This is a genomic window from Rhodococcus sp. SBT000017 (genome assembly GCF_003688915.1).
In the GTDB taxonomy this organism is placed as follows: Bacteria; Actinomycetota; Actinomycetes; order Mycobacteriales; family Mycobacteriaceae; genus Rhodococcoides.
Window position 1 is genome coordinate 32,512 of record NZ_REFU01000002.1, and the last position, 26,346, is coordinate 58,857.

Consider the following 26,346-nt stretch of genomic DNA (forward strand, 5'->3'; position numbering starts at 1 on the left):
CGATATTGCTCTAACTATAGATCAGATTCGCGCTAAGATGCAAGGCATGACGTGGCGAGACCGAGACGGCAATACTCTGACCGACTATCCACGCCCCTCCGTAGCCGTCGATGTCGCAGTACTGACCGTCCGCGAACGGCGACTGCACGTCGTCGTCGTTCCGTCGCAGCGCGGCCCGCGTTGCCGGGCACGTTCCTGCGACCGTCGGAAACTCTCGCCGACGCGGCGGACCGAGCGTTGCGGACGAAGACAGGCCTGATCGATCTCACTTTCCACCAGCTGAGGATGTTCGACGGCCCCGACCGGGACGACCGCGGATGGGTACTGTCGATGGCGCACAGCGCAGCAATGTCGGCTCGATCACTCTCTCCCACAACCGAATCGATGCCGATCGACGGCATCAGGCCGGTGTTACCGCTCGCCTTCGACCACGCCGACATGGTGACCGAGGCGGTTCTCGACCTCCGTGATCGCTACGCGCGTGAGGTCGATCCCGCACTGTTGGCGGATGCGGAATTCACCCTTCTCGAACTCCGCGAGCTGTACGAGATCGTGTTCGATCGCCCGCTGCCGAAAGACACGTTCCGACGCCACCTCATCGGCTCGCTACACGGGACGGGCGCGACCTCGACCGCGGGCGGCGGGCGCCCTGCGGAGCTGTATCGCCGTGCGTCGAATCCGGCTCTTCCTGCGTCTGCGGGCTCGTTCCTTCTTCGCTGAGGGCACGGATCGACGAAACCGGACATGCCTACAGATAAGCTGGCAGGCATGGGATCGAAGCGGCCTGCCAACCGCGGACAGAAACGTGCAGAAAAGACCAAGGCCCGGCAACGGCGTCACCAGCAATCCCGACCGGCCCCGACCGGTGCCGTCACCGAACGCATCGCCGACCTGATCGACGGTTTCGTCGAGTGGCTCGACGAGAGCGAGATGTCGGAACAATCGGAGGCGATCTCTCGGCTCGTGTCGTCGACACTGACCCAACTTGCCGGTGCTCGTCAGGGCTTCTCCCCCAGCGCTTGGCTTCCTGCCGATGCGCACCTGCTGGTCGATGCGGCCGAACGCATCCTGCAGGAGGAATCCGACAGTGCGGAGGACACCGCGGTCAATCTCGTTCTCACCTCCCTGCAGTACCTGACCTTCCTCGATGAGACCGATCTTTGGGACGGCAGCCCCGAGGACTACGCGCACTGCATGGAAGACCTCTCGGACTTCCTCGAGGGCGACGAGCCCGACATGCTCGACGCCGACGACATCGACCTGCCCGACGTTTCCCTCGCCCAGGAACTTGCCGCGATCTCGGCGCTGCCTCTCCTGCCCGCCCTCGACGACATCGTCGCGCGTGTGGCCGACGGATTGGCGGTGGGCGACAACGCCGACCTGCAGCACGCCGTCGGCTCTGCCCCGCTCGATCCCGCCCAGCTGCATGTGGGTGCAGCGGTCGATTACTGGTCGACGGCTATCGCCACCGAACTGATTCGCATCGACGGGGATATCGCCAGGCCGGGAGACAATGCACATTCGCTGGCCGGCCGTGGAGCCGAGACCGTGCACGAGCTTGTTGCCGAACACGTCCGCGTGCAGCTGTCGGGAGATGGCGACGATCCCGACGTGTCACGGTCGTTGGCCAACACGTTCGCGGTGCAGACGCTTCTGGCCGCGATGACCGACGAGCTGCCGATCAACAACGAGGGCGAGGACTACGCCGAGCTCGAAGGTGAAGATCTGCGTACGGCGCAGCTGATCGACCACCGGGTTCGATCCCTCATCGAGCAGGGCATCCTCGTCAGAATCGAGGAGGTTCTCGCCGTTCCGCACGCGTTGCGTCCGGCGGTGCTGGACGGTGTGGCCGAGGCGCAGCCGTTCGGTGTGATCGACGAGGAGTCGCAGGACGACCCGCTCTACGGCTCGGTCGAGGATTCGGCGTCGTCGTGACGGCCCCCGCGAGCGCCGAGATCGTGTCGGTGGTCGCCGCTAGCGTCACCGACTGTGCGTTACGGCAACGCGATCTGGGTAAGGAGCCGACATGAGCGATTCACTCGAGTTCGACTTCGATGTCGATGCTGCCTGGATGCAGTTCCAGCGCAAGCTCGGCGATTACGTCAGCGCGATGCGCGATGGCGATGCGCTGGTGATCGAGTCGCGTTACGACACCACCGACGGCGTGCCCGATACCGCCGCCTGTGTGCAGTTCTACGCCTGGGATCTCGATATGGTCCGCTGCGAAATTCCGTCGAACGAGCACCTGCACAGTGGCCGTGCCATCACCGCTGAGCAGCGAGAAGCGCTGAGCCAACTGGGATTTCGCACGTCGGTCGATTCCGAGCCCACGGCACCGCACGTCGACCGCAATCGCTCGTGGTCCGATGATCTGGCGAAGAAGACCGTCGCGGTGTTTCGCGATATCTGGGGCCTGCCCCACCCGTCCTTTCTGGGCTCACGCGCCACCGGTCGCTACGACGTCCCGAACTTCGACGCCACCACCGCCGAGTCCGACACGACTGTCGTCCCATTGTGTGTGCAACCGAAGGGCAAGGAACACCTACAGCAACTCGTCGATCGCGCCCTCGAGCCGTGGTTCGGTTTTCCGCCGGATCACGACCCCGACGGCGACATTCCCCTTCGGTTCGCGGGCGGCACCGCCTACGTGTCGGTCAAGCCCACCGAACCTGTGGTCGAGATCAATTCGACGCTGGTCCACGCTGTGTCGGGACGAACCCGCGCAGCCGAGTTGCTGGTCGATCTCAATCTGCAGCTCCCCGACGTGATGCTGCACCTGGTTCAGGACTGCGTCGTCGCGCAGGTGCGGGTGAGCGGGTCACCCTTCGTTGCCGATCATCTGCTGTGGGCAGTGCGGATGCTCAGTCATGTGTGGGAGCAGGTCGACGAGAAGTTCGCCGAGGATTTCGGCGGCGCACTCGGGGAACCGACGCCGCCGATCGACGCGGACGACTTCCCGGACGGCCTGCTCGAACTGGTCGAGCTCCTTGCCCGGCCCGAAGAATCCCTCGACCTCGACACCGTCCTCGGATGCTGCTCCTCCGATCGCGAGGTCGTCGTCTCCTACCTGCGGATCAGCGCCGAGCAGGAGGCGTCGTGGCGCGGTATGGCCGTCGCCGCAGATCTCGGTGACGAGCACTGCGACGTCGACGAGGCAGACCGAGAAGCCGGCAAATGGGGCCGCGCCGTAGCTGCTCTGCGCGAGGTACTGCGCAGCACCCCCGAGCAGGTCACGCCGGTGGTCGATCCGTCGGCGATCCAGTTGCAGCTGTTCGAGACCGACGAGGTGGCAGAGATCTCCGACGAGCGTTCGGACGAACAGTAGACGGCAGCCGAACAGGAATTTTCCCGCACGCTTCCCTTTCGTGTGAACTGGGGTTACATTAACTCTATGTTCGCACCTCGTTTGGAGAAGCCATGACACTGACGACAGGCACGACGTCCGTTTCGGTCGACACCGACGCCACGGACGAACAGCAGTACAACGAGACACTCACCCTGCTGTCCGAGGGTTCTGTGCACAAGCACTTCGATCCGTACGTCGACATCGACTGGGAGTCCGAGAAGTTCGCGGTACCCGCGAACGATCCCCGCTGGGTACTCCCCGCCAAGACGGACCCGATCGGTGGCCACGCCTGGTACCGCGCATTGCCGCTCGACAAGCAGATCGAGATCGGCATGTGGCGTCAGGCCAACGTCGCCAAGGTCGGTCTTCAGTTCGAGAACATCCTGATCCGCGGCATGATGCAGTACGTGTTCTCGCTGCCCAACGGCTCGGCCGAGGCACGCTACTGCACACACGAATCCATCGAAGAGTGCAACCACACTCTGATGTTCCAGGAGATGGTCAACCGCGTCGATTCCGACGCCCCCGGCATGAGTCGGCCCATGAAGATGATCTCGCCGTTCGTCCCGCTGTTCGCCACGCTGCTGCCCGAACTGTTCTTCGTCGGCGTTCTCGCAGGCGAGGAGCCCATCGACCACATTCAGAAGTCGGTCCTGCGGTCCGGTGAAGAAATACACCCGATCATGCAGAGCGTCATGGCCATTCACGTCGCAGAAGAAGCGCGGCACATCTCGTTCGCGCATCAGTTGCTGCGTCGTCGCGTTCCCAAGATGTCCAAGGTCGGGCGGTTCCTGCTCTCGCTGGCCTTCCCGATCACGATGCGCATCCTGTGCGACGTCATCGTCATTCCGCCGAAGAAGTTCTGGACGAAGTTCGATATCCCGAAGCAGGTCAAGAAAGACCTGTTCTGGGGCACCGAGGAATCCCAGCACGCGCTGCAGGACTACTTCGGAGACGTACGCATGCTGGCCACCGACACCGGCATGATGAATCGCGCCGCCCGGCTGATGTGGAAGCTGTGCGGAATCGACGGCAAAGCGTCACGTTTCCGCAGCGAACCCGACCGCAGTTCCAGCCAGTTCGCCGCATAGCCCTCTCGCCGCTCAGCCTTCTTGCCTCTGCCGTCAGGAAACCTCTTGCCCCACGTCGTCACCCAGTCATGTTGCAGCGACGCATCGTGCGTCTACGCATGCCCCGTCAACTGCATTCATCCCACTCCCGACGAGCCGGACTTCCTGACGGCGGAAATGTTGCACATCGACCCGCAATCGTGTGTCGACTGTGGCGCTTGCGTGTCGGCCTGTCCCGTCGATGCCATTGTGCCGCAGGCAAAACTGACCGAGGCGCAACTGCCGTTCCTGACGATCAATGCGGATTTCTACAAGCAGGAGCGCCCACCGCGGCCCATCCTGGCCCCGGTCACCCCGGCAGCATCGGTATCGAGGGATCGCCAGCCGCTTCGAGTCGCAGTCGTCGGATCGGGCCCGTCGGCCATGTATGCGGCAGATGAGCTGCTCACCCAACCTGGCGTGCGCGTCGATGTCTACGATCGGCTTCCGCAACCTCACGGTCTCGCTCGACTCGGCGTCGCACCCGATCATCAGAAGACGCGTCAGGTGTCCCGATTGTTCGAAACGATCTCCGCGCAAGAGGGATTCGAGTACCACCTCGGCGTGGAGGTCGGCAAGGACGTGACTCACGACGAGCTGATGGACACCCATCACGCCGTGATCTACGCAGTCGGGGCGTCATCGGATCGCGAGCTCCGTATTCCGGGAGCCGAATTGCCCGGGCGCAGTTCGGCAACCGACTTCGTCGCCTGGTACAACGGCCACCCCGATCACGCGCACCGCACATTCGACCTCTCGCACGAGCGCGCCGTCGTCGTCGGTAACGGCAACGTCGCACTCGACGTCGCCCGCATTCTGACGATGAATCCGGATGCGCTCGCTCAGACCGATATCGCACCGTACGCCTTGGACGCCCTGCGCCACAGCGCAGTTCGCGAAGTGGTCATCGTCGGCCGACGCGGTGTGGCACAGTCCGCTTTCACCGTGCCCGAGTTCGCCGGATTGCTGACCGTCCCCGATATCGACCTGGCCATCGACCGCAGCGAACTCGCACTCGATCCGGTCACCGTCCGACTCGCCGCGAGCGACGACCTACCCCACGCCGTGGCGCAGAAACTGCAGTTGCTTCGCCACGTCGACGAATCCCCCGAACACAGCGACGGCCGCAAGCGAATCACTCTGCGCTACCTGCTCTCCCCCACCAGAATCCTGGGCACAAATCGCGTGACGGGTATCGAGTTCGACAGAATGGGCCTGTCCGCGGACGGCGACGACGTGGTTCGCAGCACGCCGACAGGCGATGTGGACAGCATCGAGGCCGGCCTCGTCCTCACCTCCATCGGCTATCGCGGCGTCGCGCTCCCCGGAGTTCCGTTCGACGACCGAGCCGGCATCATTCCCAACACCGGCGGCCGTGTGTTGCAGGAATCCGGTGGGCAGACTTCGGTCGGCAGCTATGTCACCGGTTGGATCAAGCGCGGCCCCTCGGGATTCATCGGCACCAACAAATCCTGCGCCCAGGAAACCGTCGGCAATCTGGTCGACGACTTCAACGCCGGCCGCCTGACGGATCCGATCGAGCTGCCCAGCACCTGGCCGACCGGGGCGAACCGAGGCACGCTACGACGCTCGAAGGACAAACTGCTGGCCCTGCGCCGCTCCTGATCGCTCACCCCCCCGGTTGGGATCAATGCGCCTTTCGGTCACTCCAACTGCAAGAAAGCCACATTCATCCAGGTGACGAAGGCCGCAGAACCGGGGAAAGCGGCGTGAGGTTGAACCGTCTACCATCGGGGTAGCTACAGTCATCGGCCACCGATTCGCGGCGGGCCAACACCTCGAGGAGCACGAGATGCCGGCCCTGCGACGCATCTTCACCAGGACTGCTGTCCCGATTGTCGGTATCGCTGTGGCGTTGGTGTGCGCGGCACCGGCCCAGGCTCTGCCGACGCCCGGCGACCTCGCCGATGTCCCGGCCCGAACCTCGATTTCGTACGAAGACATCCCGACGGGGACATATGTGGGCAGCGCGGAGGACAACTCGGCGCGCCCGGGACTGTCGACGGTCAAGCTCTACATGGCCGACTACGTCGTTCGCTTCGGCGACGGTTCGCCCAGAGACCTCGACCTGGCCGCCAGGATGGTCCAGGTCAGCGACGACGGTGCCGCTTCGACGCTCGACAACAAATACCCCCAGGCGATTTCGGCAACCGCTGCGGAATACGGACTCACTTCTACCTCGCGGGGCGGTTTCTGGGGCAACTCGTCCACGAGCACAGCCGACACCGTGCGATTCCTGGCGGCGAAGAATCGCACCGATCCCGCCAGCCCCGTTCTCGCCTGGATGAACACCGCGGCTCCGGTGGCACGCGATGGAATGGTTCAGGACTGGGGCACCAAGCAGTTGCCCGGCGTGACCGGGAGCAAGTGGGGCTGGGCCGACGACCGATCGAGTGTGGTCGCGTCCGCGTCGATCGGCGATGGCTTCGTCATTGCATCCAATACATACGGACCGCCCCGATCCAACACCGACGACGTCATGGCGGGCCTCGGCGGCATCGAGTTGACGGCACCGCCCGCCGCCGCCCCTGTACCGAATCTTCCCGTGATTCCCGGCCTGCCGTCGGTCGAAGAATTGCTGCAGATGCTCGCTCCTCGCTGATACGTTCGAAAATCTGTCGGACCCCTCCCCTACTCTGCGATCTACCGAAAAGTTCGGGGACCACACCGGGGGACGTGGAGGGGACGACGATGAGTCGTATCGATTTGGACAGTATTTTCAAGTACTCGCGCTCGACAAACGTGCGGCAGGATGCCGACCCGAGCGAATTACTGGACAGCGGAATCGGTTTCGCTCAGGTGATGCCGTCCTCGAAGGACATGGTTCGGCTGATTGCGAAACGCTTGTCCGCTGCGGACGCAACCGATCCGGCGTGCTCGGTGCACGATCGGGCGGCGATAACACTCTACGGCGCATTCGACACGGCTTTCGAGAACGGTTGGCAGCCTGCCGAACTGGTACACGTGACGCGTCAGTGCGCCGGAGGCGACGGCACAGTGGTCATGGTCGAGGCCATCGGATCTCTCGCCTGTCCGTCACTGTTGCTGGGGCGTAACTTGTTCAGGAAAGAAATCCTTGTCCCGCCGCTCGACACCGGACGCGACATCGCGACCCGGTTCTCCTCCGTCGCAGCTTCGATACTGAAATCGGTGGACGCTGACACTGGAGGCATCGACTACGCCTGTCGGGCAGCAGTCAGCGCCGTTCTGGCGGCAACGGACCTGTGGCCCGACGACCCGACGGCTCGAAGCGGCGGACTTCGTCGATCGAATCGCCACGCTCGTGTTGGGCCTGCTGGACGCCTTCCTGCGGCGCGGGAAGGCGGCCTCGACGGGGACGAACCGATCTTCGCCACGCTCGCGTGGCTGAAAAAGTAGTTCTACGCCAGCACGGTTCTAGATCGGAACCAGGCGTCTAACGTCACTGCGGCCTCTCGGGCCTGTGACCAAGTGTCAGCCGCGAACACGGCCCGCCCGGCCCTGGTGTTGGTGTCCGCCACTGCTTCCATACTGTCGCCTGGGCGAAGTTTAAGCTCCGCGTCAACAACTCCTGATCGTCCCATGATCTCTTCCACCGAAGGTAGGGTCACGATGGTTCCTGGATCGGTCCGCAGGTCCAGATTACCGAAGACCAACCCTGGCGACCGATCAGCGCGAAAGGCTTCTTCGACACCGAGCGCAGCTGCAGCCCAGGCCGAGTGAAGGTCGACTCCCGTTCCCCGCCGAACCATCTCGTCAATTCGGCCGCCCCCGACGCGGCCACCGATCTCGCCGAAGACCACCGACCCGTCGGCTTGCTCGAACATCTCGGCATGAAATACACAATCCTGTAGATCGAGTGCGGCGACCACCTGCGCCATGCACGTCTCGGCAGCGAGAGAGACGATGTCGGAACGTTCGGCACCGAGCATGGCCGAACCGCTCAATTCCCCGTCGTACACGCCGATCATCGGTGCGAAGTATCGGGAGGTGCACACGCTGCGCAACGTTCCATTTCGGACGACGCCATCGAGGTGGAGTTCGTCGCCAACGACGAAGGACTCGCACAACCACGGACGGGGGCGTGCACGAGCACTCCACCCGCGCAGGTCGTCCGCACTGCGGATCATCTCGGTATCACCCGCACCTGCACCGTCTGTAGGTTTGACCACGACCGGGAGACCACCCACCCGAGCCACCGCCCCCTCGAGGTCATCTGGTGCGACGAACACCTCACTCGACGCCACCCGTATCCCTGCGTCCAGGAGTGCGCGCTTCTGAGATGGTTTGTCGCGCAGCAGGACTGCGGTACGTAGCGGTAGCGATCGGACACTGACCGCCGATCCGATGACCGATGCCGCCACGAGCCCGAACTCCAGGGCGCTGGTTACGACATCGAACTCTTCGACCCTGATGCCGTGACGGGACAGTCCGAGCATCACATCCTCCGCATCTGCGGGGTTCCGGACCGCTACCGCTGCGTCCACCAGAGCACCCCCGGACAGTTTCGCCGCGTGTTTGACGCTCGCTACGCAGGTCACGCTCGCCCCGAGGTCACGAAGCGCGTGCAGTGCACGGTCGGGCTTTCCACCAACGAGCAGCACTCGGTGACCGTCGCATCGTTCTCGTCCGGGCATCGTCATCAGCTTCCTTTCGAGTTGGTCACCGATTCGGCTAGCCGATCGATGAAGGGACCGTCGGTGGCGGCGAACCGCCCGTGTTCGTGGACTGCCATCGACTGGGAGTATTCGATTCCGGCTTGCCGCAGCTGCTCTCGAACGCCGAACGACGGCGAGGCGATCGGAGTCAGGTCCACGTCGGGAACTTCGACCGGGTGTGGAGTCGAAGCATCGACGCCGGAGTCGGCCCGAACTGCATCAACTCGGCTCTTCACTGCAGGCCAGTAACCGGTCATTTTTGCACCGCCGAGAACTCGCGGATCCCCGAGCAACGAAAGCAGTGCCATGTTCGAGTTGTGGTCGAAGACGTCCGCCTCGATTGGGTCACACGGTCGTAGTCGTCCATCCGGTCCTTTCCGGCGTCCGTCAGCGTGCGCCAGAACGCCTTTCGACCACCGTGTGAGGGGGTCGGAACCGGGTCCATCCGAGCGGTCCCGTACAAAGCTCACCAACTCGTCGAAGGGAACATAGGTCGTGCGGCCGGACTCGCTCATCCCGGCAGCACGTTCGACCGTAGACAGAATCAGCATCGACGACACTGCGTGGTCACGTCCCCAACTAGCCGCGTTGCCGGCGTCCAGGTCAGCGCCCGATGCACCGGGAGGCGGGCCGTTGATCGGACCAACGCTGCTGACGACCGCGTGCTTACGCTTCTTGTTGCGCGTGCTCAACCGAAGTTCGGCGAGGTCCCCCCGCTCGTCGAGGTACCACCACGCATAGGGTCGCCAACCGAGATCCGACAAGTTGACGTGCGTGAGGCAGAGCCGCACATGGTGTGTGTCCGGCTCGCGTGCCTGCAGACGACCCGCGTACCAGGACACTCGTACTCGGGGAAAGAAGACGTTGGGGCTCGCGTGCGGAAGTGTGGCGATCACGTCGGTCGACGAGCGCCACCGTGCAAGCGTGGCGTCGTCGAGTCCGAGACTCTGTAGTGCCGACTCAGGCGCCGCAGGGTCGACGTAGTCGCCACGTCTGGATCGCACGAATTCGATCAGCTGCTCTCCGACCATCACGACGGGATCGACACTCCTTCGTACTTTCGATCGACGAAGTACCACCCGACGCCGAAGACGACGAGGACCACCGCGAGCACCAACCATGATTGCGCTGGGCCACCTACGTCGACAATCCATCCGGCGACCAGCGAAAAGCCCCCTTTTGCAAGCCCGGCAACGCAATTGCGCATCACCGTGAACTTCCCGACCTCGTTTTCGGCCGGTGCCTGATTGGTCAACACCTGCATCGAGATCACGTGGGCTGTCAGAACCACCGCAACAAGGAAAACCAGTAACAGCACCAGCGGCGCCCACGTTGCCGCCCCGAGCCCAACACACAGGGCCGCTGAGGCGAGCAATCCAAAGGTCAACACGTGGCCGATCGTGATCTTCTCGGCCGACAAGGCCATACCTGCGACGAATCCGCCGAGAGTGGTTGCGATGGTCAGGGCTGCATAGAACGCACCGGCACCCGGCGCGATCACGTCCGAGAACGGAACCATCAGCGTCGATATGTAGGGAAGCGCACCACTGCTGGGGACCGAGAACACCAGTACCAGCCAGAGCAAGCGGCGGTTGGACCCGGTGAGTCCGGAACTCGTCTCGGCAGGCGACGCCTTTGCAGGGGCAGGATCGACGCGCTGCGGATCGACGCCCTCCCTCAGCGTGAATCGAATGGCCCACAGGCTCACTACGTACATCAGAGCCGCAAGCGCGAATAGCCAACCAGCCGAGCCGAGTTCGAGCAAGAGCCCGCCGAGACCACCCCCGACGAGGCCACCGACGAGTCCGAGTGACGTTGCGCGTTCGAGCACGTGACGCGCTTGCGCACCGCTGAATCGCTGCCGCACGAATCGGCCGATATAGGCTTTGTTGAGCATCTTGACTACGCTGAGCAGGATTTGGGCAGCGATGAAGAATGCAATGAGCAGCCATTCCGCACCCGCGACGAGCCAGACGACCGTCAATGCTGTCGAACCCACGACGAGCGCCCGATTGGTCCGCGCTAATGAGCGATCGGAGTCGCCGGAGTCCGCACGATTGCGGTAGAGGACACCGACCACAACACCGGGGAGATACGCGAAAGCATTCACCACACCGACCACAACACCGCTGTCGGTGAGCGCGAAAGCAGCCCACAGAATGCCGACGGCCTGCAGTGTCTCGGCGAAGCTGTTGGCGAAGAAGAAGAGCAACGCGCGCTCAGCTCGAGTAGGAGTCCTTGTCACCACTTTTACCCCTTTCCTGCGACGGCTCGACGCAGATCCGCGACCGAGGAGCGTTCGACGCCGTCGAAGAACACCAGATACTCGTATTCGCACATGTTTTCTGGATCGGTGTTTCGGTCGATATTGCCGACTCCGATGCCGATGACACCTGGCAAGCTCCGCGCGGCAGACTCATCCAGTGGGGGTTCACCATTGACGCCCGGTCTTGCCATGATCAGCCCGGCGACGTCGCGAACGTCAGCGGCGGTCCGATCCGGGGCGCGCTCGGTACCAAGTTGCGCTGCAAGAAACTCGGCCCACAAATCGATTTCGTTGACCCGAAGTATCAGCTCGGCGATTCCGGTTCCGGCCGGTCGGAAACCGATTTCGCCGAACACCAGTCGACGACCGTCGTACATAATCTCTAGGTGGAAAACGCCGCGTTCGATCGCGATCGCAGAGATCACCGCAGATGCGAACAGAGACAGCTCGTCGCGGAGAGGATCAGACGCGTCCAACACCGTGGTCGATCGAGTTCCGAAGGACCGCAATACCGGACGGTCGTACTCCGAACTCTGCATCCACGCGATCGATCCGTCGCTTACGACCCCATCGCAGTGAAATTCGCGCTCGACGTCGATCGCCTCGGCCACTACCCACAGCCGATCATCGGAACTCAGGAAATCGAGGGCATCCATGTATGAGAGCCGGCGGACCCCGCGCGCCGAGGACGATGCTCGGGGTTTGACGACGACCTCCGGCAGTCCGCTCGGCCGCTCGTGGAGGAATTGCCCCGACAACCAGGTGCGAGGACTCAGGACCGCACTGCGTACTGCCATGGTCATGTGCCACTTGTCTGTGACGACGAGGGACTGCTCGAACTGCAGGCCGTCCAGCCCGTACCGAGTGCGAAGGTATCCTGCCAGCTGCATGGTGCTTTCCGAAGTAGCGACCACCCCGACGACCGGTCGGCGCGCGACGATGGCGTCGGCTGCGCGTTCGTAGTCGGCAAGAGTGTCCGACAGCGCAACCACGTCGACGAAGCGGAACCCGTCCAACCTCCCGAATGCACGTTCCAACAGCGGTTTCCGCCGACCCAGAACGAGAACGACCGATTCGACTGCCTGCATCATCCGGTCTTCGTGAATTCCGCGACGCTGCGGAGGTCAGCTTCCAGAGCCGAAACCGATGCGCGCCCAAGGATCGCGTGCCCCCAGCGGCCGTACGACCTCGTGCTGTCGCCGATCCGGGACTCAGGGAAGGAACAGTCGGCAACGTCGAAGCGCGCGCGAATATCAGCTTCACTGACTCGGGCACCCGGGTGACGGTTCAGGAACACGAATCCGAACAACGTGTCCGGAGCCTTCCGCGACTTCGGCAGCACCGGTGCACGTCCGAGTGCGAGGTCGAGCGATGCTCCATAGAGGTCGACGCCGTAGGTTCGCGCCAAGATCTCCGGCGTCATTGCACCGACCATTCGGGCTGCGACCTCACCGAGGGTGAGCGTTCCGTCCGAATCTACAAATGCTTCCAGGTGGAAGACGGTGTCGGGCGCTCCGAGTGCCGTCAGCACTTGCGTCGCGAAGGCTTCGGCGAGGCGGGTCAGCGAAGAATCGGAAGAGTCGATCGGATAGTCGCCGACCACACCGCCCATGGCCCAGTTCATCAATTGATCGAGATACGCAGACACAGCGGACCACTCGATTCGCCCGTCGACCCACACTCCGTCGACGTGGATCTCGCGACCTGACACATAGGACTCGGCGACGGTACCGACATCCGACAGGATTGGGCTCTCTGCGAAGTAGCGATCGTAGGACTGCTGAGAGTCCACCAGTGCGGTGTTGTTCGATCCGTGACCATCGGCCGGCTTGAGGACCAGGGACGATCCCATCTGGGCAGCCATCGCCGCGAACTCGGTGTCTGCTCGCTTGACGTACCTACACTGTGCGTGTGCGATCGTCGGCGGCAATGCCGCCTTCTGCAGGTATTTGTCGCGAAACCTCAGATACGTGGCAAGATCCCGGTTTCCTGGAAGGCCGTGGAGCCCACGAAGGGCGGCAACAGGAAGAACAGCTTGCTCGTGTCCCGTCACTGCAGCCGTCGGAACGAGGTTTCCGCTGGCCGCGACCGCACGAACCACCTCCGCGATATCGCTGAGATCGGACACCAGGGTGTACGCCGAACCCGCTAAATCTGCTTTGACTTTTTCGACTACGAAGTGGATGTCGACGCCGCGCTCACGGGCTGCCTCCACGAACCCCTTCCTGTACCCCAAACACAACACAGTCATCGGCGCACCTGCGCAGAAAGCGGTGCGACATAGACGTCATGGTCGGCAGAAAAGTTCCGCGATCGAACGAAACCACACGCACCGACGAACGCGACGTTGCCGGACAGGGCGTGCCGCACGGCAACGATCAACTGGTGCGCTCCAGCTTCCATCGCGCGCACACGGACTGCCGCGACTAACGATCGGCCGATACCTTGCCTGCGTACGGCAGGGTCGACGCTGAGCGAATCGAACGTGTACCCCTCGTTGTCGACACCGTGACGAACTGCACCGACTATCAATCCGTCTCGCCGCAGCACAAGCCAATCGTCCGGCCGATCGGCGATCGCCTCGGCCGTCCACCGCATCGCGGTCGGCTCGAATTGTGCACGGAACGGCTCGAATACCAGACGGACGAGTTCCGCTACCAGTCCGGCGTCTTCGCTGTCGACCGACGTCACATCTGTCACAGGCCCTGCCAGCCGTAGAAACCTTCCGACACGTACGGAAGCGAGACCGTCCCATCGACGGCGTGGGCTTCGGACAAGGCTCGAACCTCGTCCAGAAACTGCAAACCAGTGGCGGCGATCGCGCGCTGCGCCTGCGTCGACGACGAGCTCATCGTCACGAAGTCATCGACAGATATAGCTTGTGCCCAGCTGATTTCAGTTGTCGTGACCTTGACGAACACCTCCTTCAGCTCGGCTTCGATGTCGAACGAACGATAGTTTCTGCTGTACCCGGGTGACCGCTTCTCGAGCAAGGTCTCGTATTCCTCCGCGAACCCACCTACCCCGAAGTTGCGGTTGTTCTGCACGATCGCCAATACCCCACCAGCACGTAGCCGCTCACCTGCGAGCGTCAAAAACCGTGCTCGGTCCATCCACTGGTAGGCCTGCGCGGCTATGAGCGCATCAACGCTTCCGCGTTCGGCGAGATAGTCCTCAGCGGTCCCTACCATCCAGTGCACGTCGGGAAACTTCGACCGTCCCCGCGTGACCATGTCCGACGAGATGTCAACCGCGTGGACCGCAGCCGTTGATGGGAGCAAGGGAAGTAGCGTCTCGAGGGCGATTCCGGTTCCAGCTCCAGCATCGACCACCAGCGGCGAACGCGTGTCTCGAAGAGACTCGACCACCGGACCGAACAGTTCAGCCGGATAACGCGGCCTCGTACGGTCGTAGCTCTCGGCGAGGCCGTCGAACTTCGCATCGATCTCGGGCATGTGACTTCCTTTCTACAATGAGCGAGCGAGAGTACGCAGCAGCCCTCCTGCGCGCACCATCTCGATCAGCATCGACGGTGGTGGCACGAAATCCACGACTACGTTGCCGTCGCGGTCGAGAATGTGCCCTTGATCAAGGTCCAGCCCGACAGAGTCGTGACCGACCAACAACGCGGTATCCACCTCGATGGCAGGCACCGCGAGATTCCAGCAGTTCCGGAAGAAGATACGCCCGAATCTGGGGGCTATCACCGCTGTGAATCCGGCCGCAGCCAAAGCCGATACGGCCTGCTCCCGAGAACTGCCGATACCGAAGAGCGAGTCACCGACCAGAACGTCCCCCGACCGCACCGTGTCGACGAAACCCGGCGCGAACGCCTCGAAAGTGTGTGGTGCAAGCAGGTCCGGGTCGGTGTGCATATGTTTGTACCGAGCCGGAATTATGTCGTCCGTCGATACCACCCCGAACAATCGTCGAACGCCGTGGACCTCGGTGCTCACGTGATGTCCTTCAGAGTCGGAATCGCACCCACGAGGGCCGACGCTGCCGCAACTATCGGCGTGGACAGATAGATGTCGGCATCGGGATTCCCCATGCGACCTCTGAAGTTTCGATTCATCGTCGACAGCACATTGTCCCCCCTCGCAGGTAGGGGACCCTGCGTTCCCACACACGCCCCACAGCCGGGCGGCGTCACGACGGCACCTGCCTCCATCAAAGTGTCGATGTAGCCCAAGCGCGCCGCGTCGCGGTAGATGTCTATGGATCCCGGTGTGATCACGAATTGTGTTCCAGCAGCTACTTTTCGGCCCCGCACGACCGCAGCGACCTCGGCCAGGTCTTCGAGACGGCTGTTCGTGCAACTGCCGATGAATACGTAGTCCACGCGCGTGCCTGCAAGTTCGGCCAACGTCGCCGAGTTGGCGGGCAGGTGCGGACGCGACACTACGGGTTCGATTCCGTGGATGTCACGTCTGATCGTGCGCTTATCGGGGGTAGTCCCGACCGGCACGTCACCGTTCAGGTCTTCGAGGAACACGCACTTGGCGCCCAGTTCGACGCCGAGGCTCGCCATGCTTGCCCGGCCGTCCGGCGTCAGCGACCTGATCCATTCCCCGACGAACTCGACCGATCTGTACAGGAAGTCGTCCTGGCCGACATCGGCCAGTAGATCGATCAATACATCTCGCGGACGAGTCAGTGGATGTGGGTGCCCGACGAACTCCACCACCACGGTCTCGGGCACGCGGAGCCATGTCGCACCCGAAACCATCGCCGCAGTGATATCCGAGGCACCCATACCCAACCCCATGGCACCGAAAGCGCCACCCACACACGTGTGCGAGTCCGATCCCAGTACCAGCTGCCCCGGCGCGAACCAACCCAACTCGGCCGCAATCACGTGGCTGATTCCCCTGCCCCGAGCTTGAACGTCGACCCCAAGTGCCGCAGCGAACTCGTCAGCCTCCTTCATTCGATCGGCCATGTCCACGTTGGCCACCAGAACCGAGTGATCGAATACGAAGCTGACCTTGGCTCGATCGAAGACGGTCGAGAAGCCATGATCTGCGTACAGCTTCGCGATGGTCGGCGCATTCCCGTCCTGCACATAGACCCGGTCCGGGCTCACAGTCACCAGCTGGCCGGGCACTGGCATGGCATCGGACTCGGTACCCGTCCGATGTGCGTGGATGATCTGGTCGGCCATCGGGCGACCCGCAACCAGACTCACCGTCACTTGGCCGCGACCTCTAATGGTCGCTCGATCAGCGCGGCGATGGTCTCGGCGGACAACGCACCACCGGAATCGATCGAGGACTGGCGGACGCGCTCCAGCAGTCGGTCCAGCTGATCGTCGTCCAAGCCGTCGGCTGCGGCGCCGAGAACACTCTTGATGACGCCACGGCCAGAATGCTTCCCGACCAGCAGGTGGCGCTCACCACCGACAAGTTCCGGAGGGAACGGCTCGAACGTTGAGGTGTCCCGGAGCATGCCAGTGGTGTGTATACCCGATTCGTGGCTGAACACGTTGCCCCCGACGACGGGCTGCCACGGAGCGGTCGGAGCACCGCATGCATCCGCCACTATGCGCGCCAATGCCGTCAACTTTTCTGTGTCGATACCAAGGTCCACTCCGTACCACTGTCGAAGACTCATTACGACCTGAGCGATGTCGGCCATGCCTGCCCGCTCGCCGATACCGTTGACCGTGACATGGAAGTACCGCACTCCCGCCTCGATCGCGGCAAGTGTGTTGGCCACCGCGACGCCGAAGTCGTTGTGGCAGTGAGCCTGCAGATCAAGATCAGTAGCCTGTTTGACAGCAGACACGCGCTCGCCGTATTGCGACGGTGAGAGGATTCCGATGGTATCGGACAGACGCAACCGATCGGCTCCTGCCTCGGCGACCGCGACGGCGTACTCCTGCAGGAAGGGGATTTCGGTCCGGCCGATGTCCTCCGCGCTGATACTGACGAAACTGCCCTGGTCCTTCGCCAACTTCACCATGTCGCGCGCTGTAGCGAGCAACCACGTACGGTCCTTGCGCACTGAATTCGCGAGGTGATTGTTGGACGTCGGCAAACCGATGTGAATTGCTTTGAAACCGAGGTCGATGCTGCGTTGGATATCCGAGCGCACTCCTCGATTCCAGCCGATGAGCGTGACCTCGTCACGCCGCTCGAGCATTGCTTGCAATGCACGAACTTCCTCCCCACCCATCGCCGGAATGCCTGGTTCGATCCACCGCACACCGGCGTCGATCAGCGCGTCGAAGATCTGAAGCTTCTTCGCCGCGGACAGCGCCACTCCCGGCGTCTGCTCGCCGTCGCGCAGTGTCGTGTCTTCAAGAATCAAGTTCTCGTGCATATAAGCCCCGTTTCTCAGGTATCGAAAATTCGTACTTTTTTGTTGTGGAAAGAAGTTCACGCCTCTGCGTGAACGCGCTTGCCGACCGGCCGCTGCAATCCGAGCTTTTCCCGCAGCGTTCCCGGCCCGTATTCCGCGTCGAAGAGCCCACGTCGCTCGAGCCGTCCGACGACGTGTTCACCGAACTCAGACAATCCGTCAGGAAGCAACGGCGGCATCACGTTGAATCCATCTGCCGCTCCGCGAACGAACCACCGTTCGATTTCGTCCGCCACATGGTCGTAACTGCCCACAAGAGTGAGGTGCCCTCGGGATGTGGTCATGTGTTCGTACAACTTTCGGATGTTCCAGCCCCGTTCGTACGCCAAGTGCTCGATGAGCTTGCGACGGCTGGTATTGGCGTTGCTCGCGGGTAGCACCGGCAGCGGACCTTCCGGGTCGCAGCCGCTCAGATCGAAGCCGCCGACCAAATCGGAGAGCATACTGATCCCGAACTCGGGCTCGATGAGAGCCTGCAGTTCAGCGACCTTCTCGCACGCCTCGGCGTCGGTCTTTCCCAAATAGGTTGTCAAACCAGGCAATACGATCACCGCAGAATCGTTCCGCTCGAAGCCTGATGCTCGCTCATCGATGTCGGCCGTGAACGCAACTGCCGACTCAATATCGGTCTGAGCAGTGAATACGATATCTGCGGTGCGAGCGGCCAACTGACGCCCAGCATGCGAAGCACCTGCCTGTACGAGGATCGGATGACCTTGCGGTGGCCTGGGTACATTCAGCTCCGCATCGAGGTCGAACACAGACCCCCTGAACCGAACGGGGTGCCTTTTGCGCGGATCGTAGAAGAAACCCGAACTCTTGTCGGACTCGAACGCGTCGTCCTCCCATGTGTCCCAGAGCTCCCGCACCACGTCGACGAATTCCTCTGCGCGCGAATAACGATATGCGTGCTCGGGATGCGCCGGTAAGCCGAAGTTGCGTGCCGCCGCAAGCTTAGAGGTGGTCACCAAATTCCAGCACGCCCTGCCGCCGCTGATCAGATCCAGGCTCGCATACTCGCGTGCGACGTTGTACGGCTCCTTGTAGGTAGTGGACGAGGTGACGACGAGGCCGATGTCATGACTGTGTGTCGCCAGGGCACTCATCAGTGTCATCGGCTCGAACGATGCCACGCGACCGCCCCGCCCCCCGCGGTCGTCATTGAACACAGCAGGTGCATCCGAGAGAAACATCAGATCGAAGCCGTAATGCTCTGCGGTTTCGATCATCCGTACGTGATGGCGGAAGCTTCTGGTCGAATCCACGCTGGTAGTGGGATGACGCCATGACGCCGCATGGTGCCCGGTTCCATACGAAAGGTACGCTCCCAGCACCATTCGTTCACGTCGCTGGGCCATCAGAGAACCCTCGCGAACTCGGGACCCCTCGACTCGTGCAGCCCTTCGGTAAGATGTAACAGGTCATGTGTTGCAAGACAGTGTGGTTCGGCTTCAAGCGCCCTACCGTTGTCCAGGATAGACTGTGCGACAGACTCCATCGCAAGTAACGATGCACGGAACATCTGATTCGCGTATATGACGAGATTGATTCCAGCCCTGATCAGTTCGTCCTCGCCGGTGCCGGGATAAGCCGTTGGAATCGCCACGAGCGGTGTATCGGGATGCCTGACCCGAAGCTCACGCGCAAGGCCGATGACCAGGTTTTCGTCCGAACTCCGGCTGTGAACGACCAACCCATCGGCACCTGCGGCGACGTACGCGGCGGCACGAGCCAGAATCTCCTCTCTCGGCAAGCCCGTGATCAGGCCTTCGAGGCGTGCGATGACCATGAAGCCATCGCTGGCCTGCGCGGCCTTCCCGACGGCGATCTTTTCGGCGAACGCGTCCACACCCGCCATTGTGTGCAGATCGTCGCCGGAGAGCAACGAGTTCCGCTTCTCGCCTGCCTTGTCCTCGATGATTACTGCAGACAGGCCTTCCCGTTCCATGTGCCGGACGCTGAACGCGAAGTGCTCACATCGCCCTCCGGTATCACCGTCGATGATCAGGGGCTTCTTGGTCAGAGCGACGGTCGCTGTTGCCCATTCGATCCGGGATCGCGGATCGAGTAACTCGGTGTCTGGCAACCCACGCAACGCCGAGTCTGTGAGTGAACTCGACCAGAAACCATCGAACTCTCGATTGGAGCCGCGCGAACGTTCGGCAATGATTGCTGCAGCCGGACTGTGCACCTCGATTATTCGGCAAAACCCGTTGTCCTTCAGTGCTTTACGTAGAAGTCCGGATCTCTCCAAATTTGAAACAGGCTCCACTGAGCCCCCCTTCTGCGAACGTTGGCGCGGACGTGGCATAGCTGACATGTCCGGGGCGTGAATTCGAGCAGAAGCCAATACTAAGCACAACGAACAGGTCTCGTAAACCGTACGAGTGGTCTTTTATCGAGATTTTACCTACCGGTGGTTCAACCGTGGGATTGGTTGTCCATCAACGAATCCGCCGCTAGGGCCCAGTCCGCGCACAGACGGCCGGGCCGGCATGCAATCTTGAGATGTGCGGAGTCGCCTGATATGCCTCGGCAGTCACTTCTCTGCCTCTGTGGCCACGGACTGCCTGCCGCAGTACCGGATTCGTCACACCATAAGTGCGGTGTGCCCACTCGTAGAACGTGCTGATCGCCACCAGATCCGACCTGACGGTGCCACCTGCAACCCGTACCGGGTTCGCAGTAACAGTCATCCTCCAAAACTTGAACGTATCTGTCTGGCCGGAATCTGCCTCATACCAACAGCATTCGATCGCGTCGAGGAAGCCCCGCCACGTCGCGAGGGTGAATACATACTTACGTAGCGTCCCTGCTTGCAGCTAAGCATCCGAGGCGAAGCGAAGAACACGTCGACCTCCGGCACGCAATGACCATCCGTCCGCAGAAGAAACGGCTGCCCCGCACGCGTCCCATGCCTGCGAGCGCACTCCGGCAGCGTGGGCAACCCGACCAGAACCGGATGGTCGACCAAATCCGCCGGCGAACCAGCTGGATCGCACCAGAACACCTGCCACCGACAAAGATCGACCATTACGAACCACCGTATCGGCAAGCACCACGCTGGCGACCGGAATCGGTCAAATCGACTGCCACAACAACACTTCACTGGCTAGAGACCTTCGGCGCACACGCGGAGCGAAGCTCGGCCGAACGCCTCGCTCCGGATTCCTGGCGTGATCAATTGTCCTAGCTGCACATCGACTACGCAGGGGGCACGACGGCAGAGCGCCTTCAGCGGTGGCGGTCGTACAACCGCCCAACGTCGGCGCAGTCCTGGTACACCCTGTTGCTCGTACTCGGTTGCTCGACGTGGCTGTTGCCCCTCGACAAGCTCCTGCCTCCTCCGGCCCAATGGACCGCACAGTCGGCAGCGACCGGCCCCGGACGAGCCACGGACTCGAAGATGCTCGGCAGAATCCGAGGGCTGCTGGCCAAGGCCGAGTCGACACAATTCCCCGCCGAGGCCGAGGCGTTATCGGCCAAGGCCCAGGATTTGATGACGCGCTACGCGATCGACAGCGCGCTTCTCGATACGGGGAACCCTCGGAACCCGTATCGACGATGTCGTCACTCGACGCATCATGGTGAGCAATCCGTACTCCAAAGCCAAACTTCCTCTGCTGCACAGCGTATGTCGCGCAAACGGCGCCAGGACACTGTGGAAAAAGAAGTACTTGCTGGCCACCGTCATCGGCATGCCCGTCGATCTCGATCTGTGTGAACTTCTGTACACCTCGCTACTGGTCCAATCGGCACGCGTACTCGACGAGGTCGGCGAATCCCCGACTGCGCGGACACGCAGCTTCCGCAACGCATTCCTGATCGCATACGCCCATCGAGTCGGCGAACGACTGCAGGACGCACGTAAGCGAGCTACTGCGGCGGCAACACAGCAGCACGGTTCGGCTCTGGTGCCCATCCTGGCGAAACGTTCCGATGCCGTGGACCGTGTGTACGCTGCCCGGTACCCATCGACGAGAACGATCACGTTCGGCAGCGACAATGCACAGGGTTGGCTTGCCGGCCGGGCCGCCGCCGAACGCGCGGACCTTACCGGTGGGCGCGAACGTCTCGACAAATCCGATCTGGCCTCGTGAGTGCGCGCTACATTGACTGCCATGACCGGTCTCGATACTCCCCTGACGCCCCTTCGCTTCCTCGAACGCGCAGCGGAGGTCCACCCCGACAAGACCGCGGTGGTGGACGGGCCGAGGACATTCACCTACGAGCAGTTCGCAGCCGACGTCACCCGGCTCGCACACGCACTGCGCGCGTCGGGTGTCGGCCACGGAGATCGAGTGGCTTACATCGCGTCCAACTCTGCAGAGCTGTTGTTCGCGCACTACGCGGTTCCACTGGCCGGCGCCGTTCTGGTCGCGATCAACACCAGACTGTCGCCCGCCGAAGTTCGCTACATCTGCGATCATTCCGGTTCGGTTCTGCTGGTTGGCGATTCGGACCTGCTGACCGGACTCGGAACAGATCCGATCGCCGACTCGGTCCGTGAGATCGTCGAGACACCCTCCGTCGACGGCACGTACGCCGAGCTGCCGCACACCACTCGATACGACGCCTTCTTCGAACGTGGCTCGGACGATCCGATGGAGTGGGAGGTCGACGACGAGACCTCGACCATCACGATCAACTACACCTCGGGCACCACCGGTCGACCCAAGGGCGTCATGTACAGCCACCGCGGTGCCTACCTCAATTCGCTCGGAGAACTGCACCACCAGGGATTCGGGATCAATACTCGTTATCTGTGGACGCTGCCGATGTTCCATTGCAACGGGTGGTGCACGACGTGGGCGATCACTGCTGCGTCGGGCACACATGTTTGCCTTCGCGGTGTCCGCGGCGATGCGATCTGGTCGGCCATCGACGACGGCGTCGACCACCTCGCCGGGGCACCGACCGTGCTGACCACTCTTGCCACTGCGGCAGAGGCGCATTCGCTCGATCGACCGCTGACCATCGTTACTGCTGGCGCTCCTCCCAGCCCGACGATCATCGGCAAGATCCGTGCGTTGGGCGCGACGCTCGTACATGTCTACGGCCTCACCGAGACCTACGGTCCGTACTCGGTGTGCGAGCCGAAGCAGGAATGGCTCGAGCTCGACGGTGACGAGCAGGCTCGACGCTTGGCTCGACAGGGAGTCGGCATGCTCACTGCCGACCGCTTGCGCGTGGTACGCGAAAGATCCGGTCCGGGTGGAGCACTGATCGACGTCGAGCCCGACGGCGCGGAAATGGGTGAGATCGTCATGCGCGGCAACAACGTCATGAAGGGGTACTACAACGACACCGCAGGCACGACGCAGGCCTTCGCAGGCGGATGGTTCCATTCCGGAGACCTCGGGGTGATGCATCCCGACGGCTACGTTCAACTACTGGATCGCGCCAAGGACGTCGTCATTTCCGGCGGCGAGAACATCTCGACGATCGAGGTCGAACAGGCACTTGCGAGCCACCCCGCCGTTGCCGACGTCGCGGTGATCGGGGTACCGGACGACAAGTGGGGTGAACGGCCCAAGGCATTCGTGGTGTTGGCACCCGGCGCGGACGCGTCGGAGGCAGACCTCGTAGCGCACGTGAAATCTGCTATCGCCTCGTACAAAGCCCCGCGTGCAGTCGAATTCATCGTCGAGCTGCCGAAAACATCGACCGGCAAGATCAGGAAGAAGGAGCTGCGCGACGCGGAGTGGGGCTCGGCGACGTCGAAGATCAAGGGGTAGTTCGACACCCGGCCATCACGCCATCTGGACGCCGGCGATTTCGGTGACCCCACCCTTGCCGTCGAACGACAACTGGCGAAAGGCCACCTTCTCGACGAAGAACCTGTCGTGGCTCACCAAGATCACCGCGCCGGGGAACGCCATCAGGGCACGTTCGAGAACCTGGGTGCTCTGCAGGTCGAGGTGGTTGGTGGGCTCGTCGAGCACGATGACCCCTGCGCCGAACAACAGACACTGCGCCAGAGCAACTCGGGCCTTCTGGCCACCGGACAGAACACCGATCTTCGATTTGAGATCCAACTCCGAGAACTGCAGCAGGGTCAGAAAGCGATGGACTTCCTTCTTGGTCGCGGTCAGTGCGAGGCTGCCCGGCATCGCATTGACCGAATGCGACACGGTGTCGTCGAGATCTAGATCGGCCAGCACCTGGTTGTAGTAGATGAACGACGGTGCCTTGGTCTTCCACTTGATCTTGCCGCTGTCCGGTTGCTCGGCACCGACGAGGATGTCGACGAGGGTCGTCTTGCCGCATCCGTTGGGTCCGGTGATGGCGATGCGGTCACCGCGATGCACGGTGAACGAGATGTTCTCGAAGAGTCGTTGCTCGCCATAGCCTTTGGAGATACCCGTGATCTCCGCCAGGTTGTCGTGGACGTGCAGTCCGCCGTAGATCGCAGTGACCACAGTGTCGACCGGGCGCGGGCTTTTGCTCTTCTTGATGTTCGCGAGTCGACGCTTGAGCACCCCGCTGGGGTTCTTCACCGCTTCCTTGCGATCGCTGATCGCTTCCTGTTCGTACGCCAGCAGCTGTTGCTCGTTGCTGAACTCACGCTCGAGGTTCTTGAGTCGAAACTGTTTCTGCTGAACGTATTCCGAGTAGCTACCGTCGTAGGTCTGCAGGTGATGGTTCTCGATCTCGACGATGCTGGTGACGACCTGCTCGAGGAAGGCGCGGTCGTGCGAGACGACCAGAAGCGCTCCTCGAAAGTCACGCAGCCAGCGCTCGAGCCACGCGATACCGGCCACGTCGAGGAAGTTGGTCGGCTCGTCGAGGAGCAGCACATCCGGCGCTTCGATCAGAATTTTGGCCAGAGCCGCGCGGTTGCGCCAGCCCCCGGACAGTCGATCGACGGGCAGTTCACGCCGCTCCGTGTTGAAGCCGAGCATGGAGAGCACCGTGTCGATCTGTTGGTGATAGGTCCAGCCGCCGCTGTTCTCCATGGCGTCGAGCAATTCGGCTTGGCGATCGACGAGCTTGTACATCTGCTTCTCGTCGAGGTCGCCCCCGAGTGCGGCCTCGACCTCGGCCAATTCGACCTCGATCGCGTGGACAGCGACGAAAAGCGATTCGAGTTCCGCCTGGATGCTGCGATCGCCGTCGAGTTCCGAGAACTGCGAGAAGTAGCCGATCCGGGCGCCCTCGGTGACATCGACCGTTCCCGTATCGGGAGTCTCACGCCCGAGAAGAAGCTGCAGCAGGGTGGTCTTGCCCGTGCCGTTGCGCCCGATCAGACCGACACGGTCGCCGTCGGAGAGGCGGAAGAACACCTCACGCAACATCACCTTCTGGTCGTATCCCTTGGCAACGTCGTTCAAGCGAATCCAGCTCAAGCGTTCACTTCTCCTGAAAACACGGGTCCGCTGAGTCGTCGAACCGGGCGCGCTCACTCTAGCGTCGGCGTGTTTCCAACCTGATTTCGATCGAACGACGCATCGTTACAGTTTCGTTCTCATCGCTGCGAAATCGCACTCTGTGGTGGCGATACACGTCGATCCGCCAAATCCGACAACGCTGTGTGCTGGTCATTCACACCGAATTCGGCAAATCACCGTGCTACGTTCAAGTTCGGACAAAGCAATCCCCACGCAGAACACAAGACTGCAACCGGTCCGGCCGAAGTGTTGCGCGTATCGCTCCCGGCACATCGGCGCAGGTCCGGTTTTCGAGCAGTCAAGAACCGGAAGGCCCCACGCATGGCACACACTGTGCTGAACACAGGCTCGACGAAGAAGATCATCACCACCCTCGCCGGTACCGCACTCGTTGCAGGCAGCCTCGCAGGATGTACCTCCACCAACACCGACGACGGTGCCGATCGCCTGCAGTCACTGCGCGACGCCGGCACCATCACCGTCGGAGTTGCCGGTGAAGCGCCGTACAGCTTCGAGGAGAACGGCGAATTGACCGGCGCAACAATCGCTTTGCACCGCGAGATCTTCGGCAATCTCGGCATCGACACCGTCGAGGGTGTCAATGCCGACTTCGGCGCGCTGATCCCTGGCCTGCAGGCCAATCGATTCGACGTCGTCAGCGCCGGAATGTCGATCCTTCCGCAGCGTTGCGAGCAGGCCGCCTTCGGCGACCCGGAGTTCAACTACACCACCGCACTGATGGTTCCGACAGGTAACCCGGCAGGTTTGACCGACATGCAGTCCGTGGCAGACAGTGGCCTGCAGTTGGCCACGATGACCGGCGCTATCGAGTCCGATTACGCCGAGGCACTGGGCATTTCGAGCCAGCAGGTCGCCGCACCGCAGGACGGTATGGACGCCGTCACCTCCGGCCGTGCCGACGTGTTCGCCCTGACGGCCATCTCGCTGAACTGGATGAAGACCAACAATCCCGACGCACCGGTGGACGTCACCGAGTCCTTCGTCGCCGAGATCGACGGTGAGCCGCAGGTGGGGGCCGGTGCCACCGTGTTCCGCACCGACGATCAGGAGCTGCTGGACGCGTACAACGAGGAGCTCGCGAAGATCACCTCGAACACCGACGCGTACCTCGACATCGTCGGGGACTTCGGCTTCACCGCCGAGGAGCTACCGGATCCGAGCTTGACCACCGCTATGCTCTGCGAGGGCTGAT

The 26,346-nt window shown here is 62.4% G+C and carries 22 protein-coding genes and 2 pseudogenes; 11 read left to right on the forward strand and 13 right to left on the reverse strand.

The window, feature by feature from the left end:
- Positions 1 to 46: 46 nt before the first annotated feature.
- The 7 genes and pseudogenes from AYK61_RS21340 to AYK61_RS27415 all read left to right on the forward strand — a co-directional run bounded on the left by AYK61_RS21340 (position 47) and on the right by AYK61_RS27415 (position 7,854).
- Positions 47 to 720, forward strand: a pseudogene (locus AYK61_RS21340) (NrtR DNA-binding winged helix domain-containing protein).
- Positions 721 to 744: 24 nt separating this feature from the next.
- Positions 745 to 1,935 (forward strand): hypothetical protein, encoded by a 1,191-nt coding sequence (locus AYK61_RS21345; RefSeq protein WP_147458370.1) that lies wholly within the window; start codon positions 745 to 747, stop codon positions 1,933 to 1,935.
- Between the two features lie 91 nt (positions 1,936 to 2,026).
- Positions 2,027 to 3,325 carry a T3SS (YopN, CesT) and YbjN peptide-binding chaperone 1 gene (locus AYK61_RS21350; protein WP_121872997.1) on the forward strand — a complete coding sequence of 433 codons (1,299 nt, stop codon included), beginning with the start codon at positions 2,027 to 2,029 and terminating at the stop codon, positions 3,323 to 3,325.
- Positions 3,326 to 3,417: 92 nt separating this feature from the next.
- Positions 3,418 to 4,437 (forward strand): diiron oxygenase, encoded by a 1,020-nt coding sequence (locus AYK61_RS21355; protein ID WP_121872998.1) that lies wholly within the window; start codon positions 3,418 to 3,420, stop codon positions 4,435 to 4,437.
- Between the two features lie 45 nt (positions 4,438 to 4,482).
- Complete coding sequence (locus AYK61_RS21360) at positions 4,483 to 6,081, forward strand: FAD-dependent oxidoreductase (RefSeq protein WP_121872999.1); 1,599 nt, start codon at positions 4,483 to 4,485, stop codon at positions 6,079 to 6,081.
- Between the two features lie 187 nt (positions 6,082 to 6,268).
- Positions 6,269 to 7,078, forward strand: coding sequence for a hypothetical protein (locus tag AYK61_RS21365; protein WP_121873000.1), 810 nt, complete (start codon positions 6,269 to 6,271; stop codon positions 7,076 to 7,078).
- An 89-nt stretch (positions 7,079 to 7,167) separates the two neighbouring features.
- The gene (locus AYK61_RS27415) at positions 7,168 to 7,854 is read left to right on the forward strand and encodes a hypothetical protein (RefSeq protein ID WP_183130481.1); all 687 of its coding nucleotides are present in this window, start codon (positions 7,168 to 7,170) and stop codon (positions 7,852 to 7,854) included.
- A 2-nt stretch (positions 7,855 to 7,856) separates the two neighbouring features.
- Here the strand turns inward: AYK61_RS27415 and AYK61_RS21375 are convergent, their stop codons facing one another.
- The 12 genes from AYK61_RS21375 to AYK61_RS21430 all read right to left on the reverse strand — a co-directional run bounded on the left by AYK61_RS21375 (position 7,857) and on the right by AYK61_RS21430 (position 20,062).
- A complete protein-coding gene (locus AYK61_RS21375; RefSeq protein WP_121873001.1) occupies positions 7,857 to 9,098 on the reverse strand; it encodes an ATP-grasp domain-containing protein in 1,242 nt (413 codons plus the stop codon).
- Positions 9,098 to 10,147: a hypothetical protein gene (locus tag AYK61_RS21380; RefSeq protein ID WP_147458371.1), complete on the reverse strand. Its 1,050-nt coding sequence runs from the start codon at positions 10,145 to 10,147 to the stop codon at positions 9,098 to 9,100. Before AYK61_RS21380 ends, AYK61_RS21375 begins: the two co-directional genes overlap by 1 nt.
- Complete coding sequence (locus AYK61_RS21385; protein ID WP_147458372.1) at positions 10,144 to 11,358, reverse strand: MFS transporter; 1,215 nt, start codon at positions 11,356 to 11,358, stop codon at positions 10,144 to 10,146. The genes AYK61_RS21380 and AYK61_RS21385 overlap by 4 nt, the downstream gene beginning before the upstream one ends.
- A 5-nt stretch (positions 11,359 to 11,363) precedes the next feature.
- Positions 11,364 to 12,470, reverse strand: a complete 1,107-nt coding sequence (locus tag AYK61_RS21390; RefSeq protein WP_121873004.1) for an acetyl-CoA carboxylase biotin carboxylase subunit family protein — start codon at positions 12,468 to 12,470, stop codon at positions 11,364 to 11,366.
- Complete coding sequence (locus AYK61_RS21395; protein ID WP_121873005.1) at positions 12,467 to 13,594, reverse strand: acetyl-CoA carboxylase biotin carboxylase subunit family protein; 1,128 nt, start codon at positions 13,592 to 13,594, stop codon at positions 12,467 to 12,469. Before AYK61_RS21395 ends, AYK61_RS21390 begins: the two co-directional genes overlap by 4 nt.
- Positions 13,595 to 13,626: 32 nt before the next feature.
- Entirely contained in the window at positions 13,627 to 14,079 is a 453-nt protein-coding gene (locus AYK61_RS21400) for a GNAT family N-acetyltransferase (RefSeq protein ID WP_121873006.1), read from the reverse strand.
- The gene (locus tag AYK61_RS21405; RefSeq protein WP_121873007.1) at positions 14,076 to 14,834 is read right to left on the reverse strand and encodes a trans-aconitate 2-methyltransferase; all 759 of its coding nucleotides are present in this window, start codon (positions 14,832 to 14,834) and stop codon (positions 14,076 to 14,078) included. Before AYK61_RS21405 ends, AYK61_RS21400 begins: the two co-directional genes overlap by 4 nt.
- Positions 14,835 to 14,846: 12 nt before the next feature.
- Positions 14,847 to 15,335, reverse strand: a complete 489-nt coding sequence (leuD, locus tag AYK61_RS21410; protein WP_121873008.1) for a hypothetical protein — start codon at positions 15,333 to 15,335, stop codon at positions 14,847 to 14,849.
- Complete coding sequence (locus AYK61_RS21415) at positions 15,332 to 16,573, reverse strand: aconitase family protein (RefSeq protein ID WP_220709162.1); 1,242 nt, start codon at positions 16,571 to 16,573, stop codon at positions 15,332 to 15,334. The genes leuD and AYK61_RS21415 overlap by 4 nt, the downstream gene beginning before the upstream one ends.
- Positions 16,570 to 17,691, reverse strand: a complete 1,122-nt coding sequence (locus AYK61_RS21420) for a hypothetical protein (protein WP_220709163.1) — start codon at positions 17,689 to 17,691, stop codon at positions 16,570 to 16,572. Before AYK61_RS21420 ends, AYK61_RS21415 begins: the two co-directional genes overlap by 4 nt.
- 68 nt (positions 17,692 to 17,759) lie before the next feature.
- Positions 17,760 to 19,100 (reverse strand): LLM class flavin-dependent oxidoreductase, encoded by a 1,341-nt coding sequence (locus tag AYK61_RS21425; RefSeq protein WP_183130482.1) that lies wholly within the window; start codon positions 19,098 to 19,100, stop codon positions 17,760 to 17,762.
- Positions 19,100 to 20,062: an isocitrate lyase/phosphoenolpyruvate mutase family protein gene (locus tag AYK61_RS21430; protein ID WP_121873010.1), complete on the reverse strand. Its 963-nt coding sequence runs from the start codon at positions 20,060 to 20,062 to the stop codon at positions 19,100 to 19,102. The genes AYK61_RS21425 and AYK61_RS21430 overlap by 1 nt, the downstream gene beginning before the upstream one ends.
- A gap of 1,086 nt (positions 20,063 to 21,148) precedes the next feature.
- Here AYK61_RS21430 and AYK61_RS28305 point away from each other — a divergent pair.
- The 3 genes and pseudogenes from AYK61_RS28305 to AYK61_RS21450 all read left to right on the forward strand — a co-directional run.
- A pseudogene (locus tag AYK61_RS28305) lies at positions 21,149 to 21,250 on the forward strand (DUF2786 domain-containing protein); the annotation flags it as partial.
- 76 nt (positions 21,251 to 21,326) lie between these two features.
- Complete coding sequence (locus AYK61_RS21445) at positions 21,327 to 21,842, forward strand: hypothetical protein (protein WP_237668958.1); 516 nt, start codon at positions 21,327 to 21,329, stop codon at positions 21,840 to 21,842.
- Between the two features lie 21 nt (positions 21,843 to 21,863).
- Positions 21,864 to 23,480, forward strand: coding sequence for an AMP-binding protein (locus tag AYK61_RS21450; protein ID WP_121873014.1), 1,617 nt, complete (start codon positions 21,864 to 21,866; stop codon positions 23,478 to 23,480).
- Positions 23,481 to 23,495: 15 nt separating this feature from the next.
- Here AYK61_RS21450 and AYK61_RS21455 read toward each other — a convergent pair whose 3' ends face one another.
- Entirely contained in the window at positions 23,496 to 25,091 is a 1,596-nt protein-coding gene (locus tag AYK61_RS21455; RefSeq protein WP_237668957.1) for an ABC-F family ATP-binding cassette domain-containing protein, read from the reverse strand.
- 363 nt (positions 25,092 to 25,454) lie between these two features.
- On the opposite strand from AYK61_RS21455, the gene ehuB reads away from it, so the two are divergent.
- Positions 25,455 to 26,345 (forward strand): ectoine/hydroxyectoine ABC transporter substrate-binding protein EhuB, encoded by an 891-nt coding sequence (gene ehuB / locus AYK61_RS21460; protein WP_121873015.1) that lies wholly within the window; start codon positions 25,455 to 25,457, stop codon positions 26,343 to 26,345.
- Position 26,346: the final 1 nt, after the last annotated feature.

Bases quoted from the DNA above. Each gene is read 5' to 3' on its own strand.
- AYK61_RS21345 (WP_147458370.1), top strand. From the start codon at position 745: ATGCCTACAGATAAGCTGGCAGGCATGGGATCGAAGCGGCCTGCCAAC.
- AYK61_RS21350 (WP_121872997.1), top strand. From the start codon at position 2,027: ATGAGCGATTCACTCGAGTTCGACTTCGATGTCGATGCTGCCTGGATG.
- AYK61_RS21355 (WP_121872998.1), top strand. From the start codon at position 3,418: ATGACACTGACGACAGGCACGACGTCCGTTTCGGTCGACACCGACGCC.
- AYK61_RS21365 (WP_121873000.1), top strand. From the start codon at position 6,269: ATGCCGGCCCTGCGACGCATCTTCACCAGGACTGCTGTCCCGATTGTC.
- AYK61_RS27415 (WP_183130481.1), top strand. From the start codon at position 7,168: ATGAGTCGTATCGATTTGGACAGTATTTTCAAGTACTCGCGCTCGACA.
- AYK61_RS21375 (WP_121873001.1), bottom strand. From the start codon at position 9,098: ATGACGATGCCCGGACGAGAACGATGCGACGGTCACCGAGTGCTGCTC.
- AYK61_RS21390 (WP_121873004.1), bottom strand. From the start codon at position 12,470: ATGATGCAGGCAGTCGAATCGGTCGTTCTCGTTCTGGGTCGGCGGAAA.
- AYK61_RS21405 (WP_121873007.1), bottom strand. From the start codon at position 14,834: ATGCCCGAGATCGATGCGAAGTTCGACGGCCTCGCCGAGAGCTACGAC.
- AYK61_RS21425 (WP_183130482.1), bottom strand. From the start codon at position 19,100: ATGGCCCAGCGACGTGAACGAATGGTGCTGGGAGCGTACCTTTCGTAT.
- AYK61_RS21430 (WP_121873010.1), bottom strand. From the start codon at position 20,062: ATGTCAGCTATGCCACGTCCGCGCCAACGTTCGCAGAAGGGGGGCTCA.
- AYK61_RS21445 (WP_237668958.1), top strand. From the start codon at position 21,327: ATGGTGAGCAATCCGTACTCCAAAGCCAAACTTCCTCTGCTGCACAGC.
- AYK61_RS21450 (WP_121873014.1), top strand. From the start codon at position 21,864: ATGACCGGTCTCGATACTCCCCTGACGCCCCTTCGCTTCCTCGAACGC.
- ehuB (WP_121873015.1), top strand. From the start codon at position 25,455: ATGGCACACACTGTGCTGAACACAGGCTCGACGAAGAAGATCATCACC.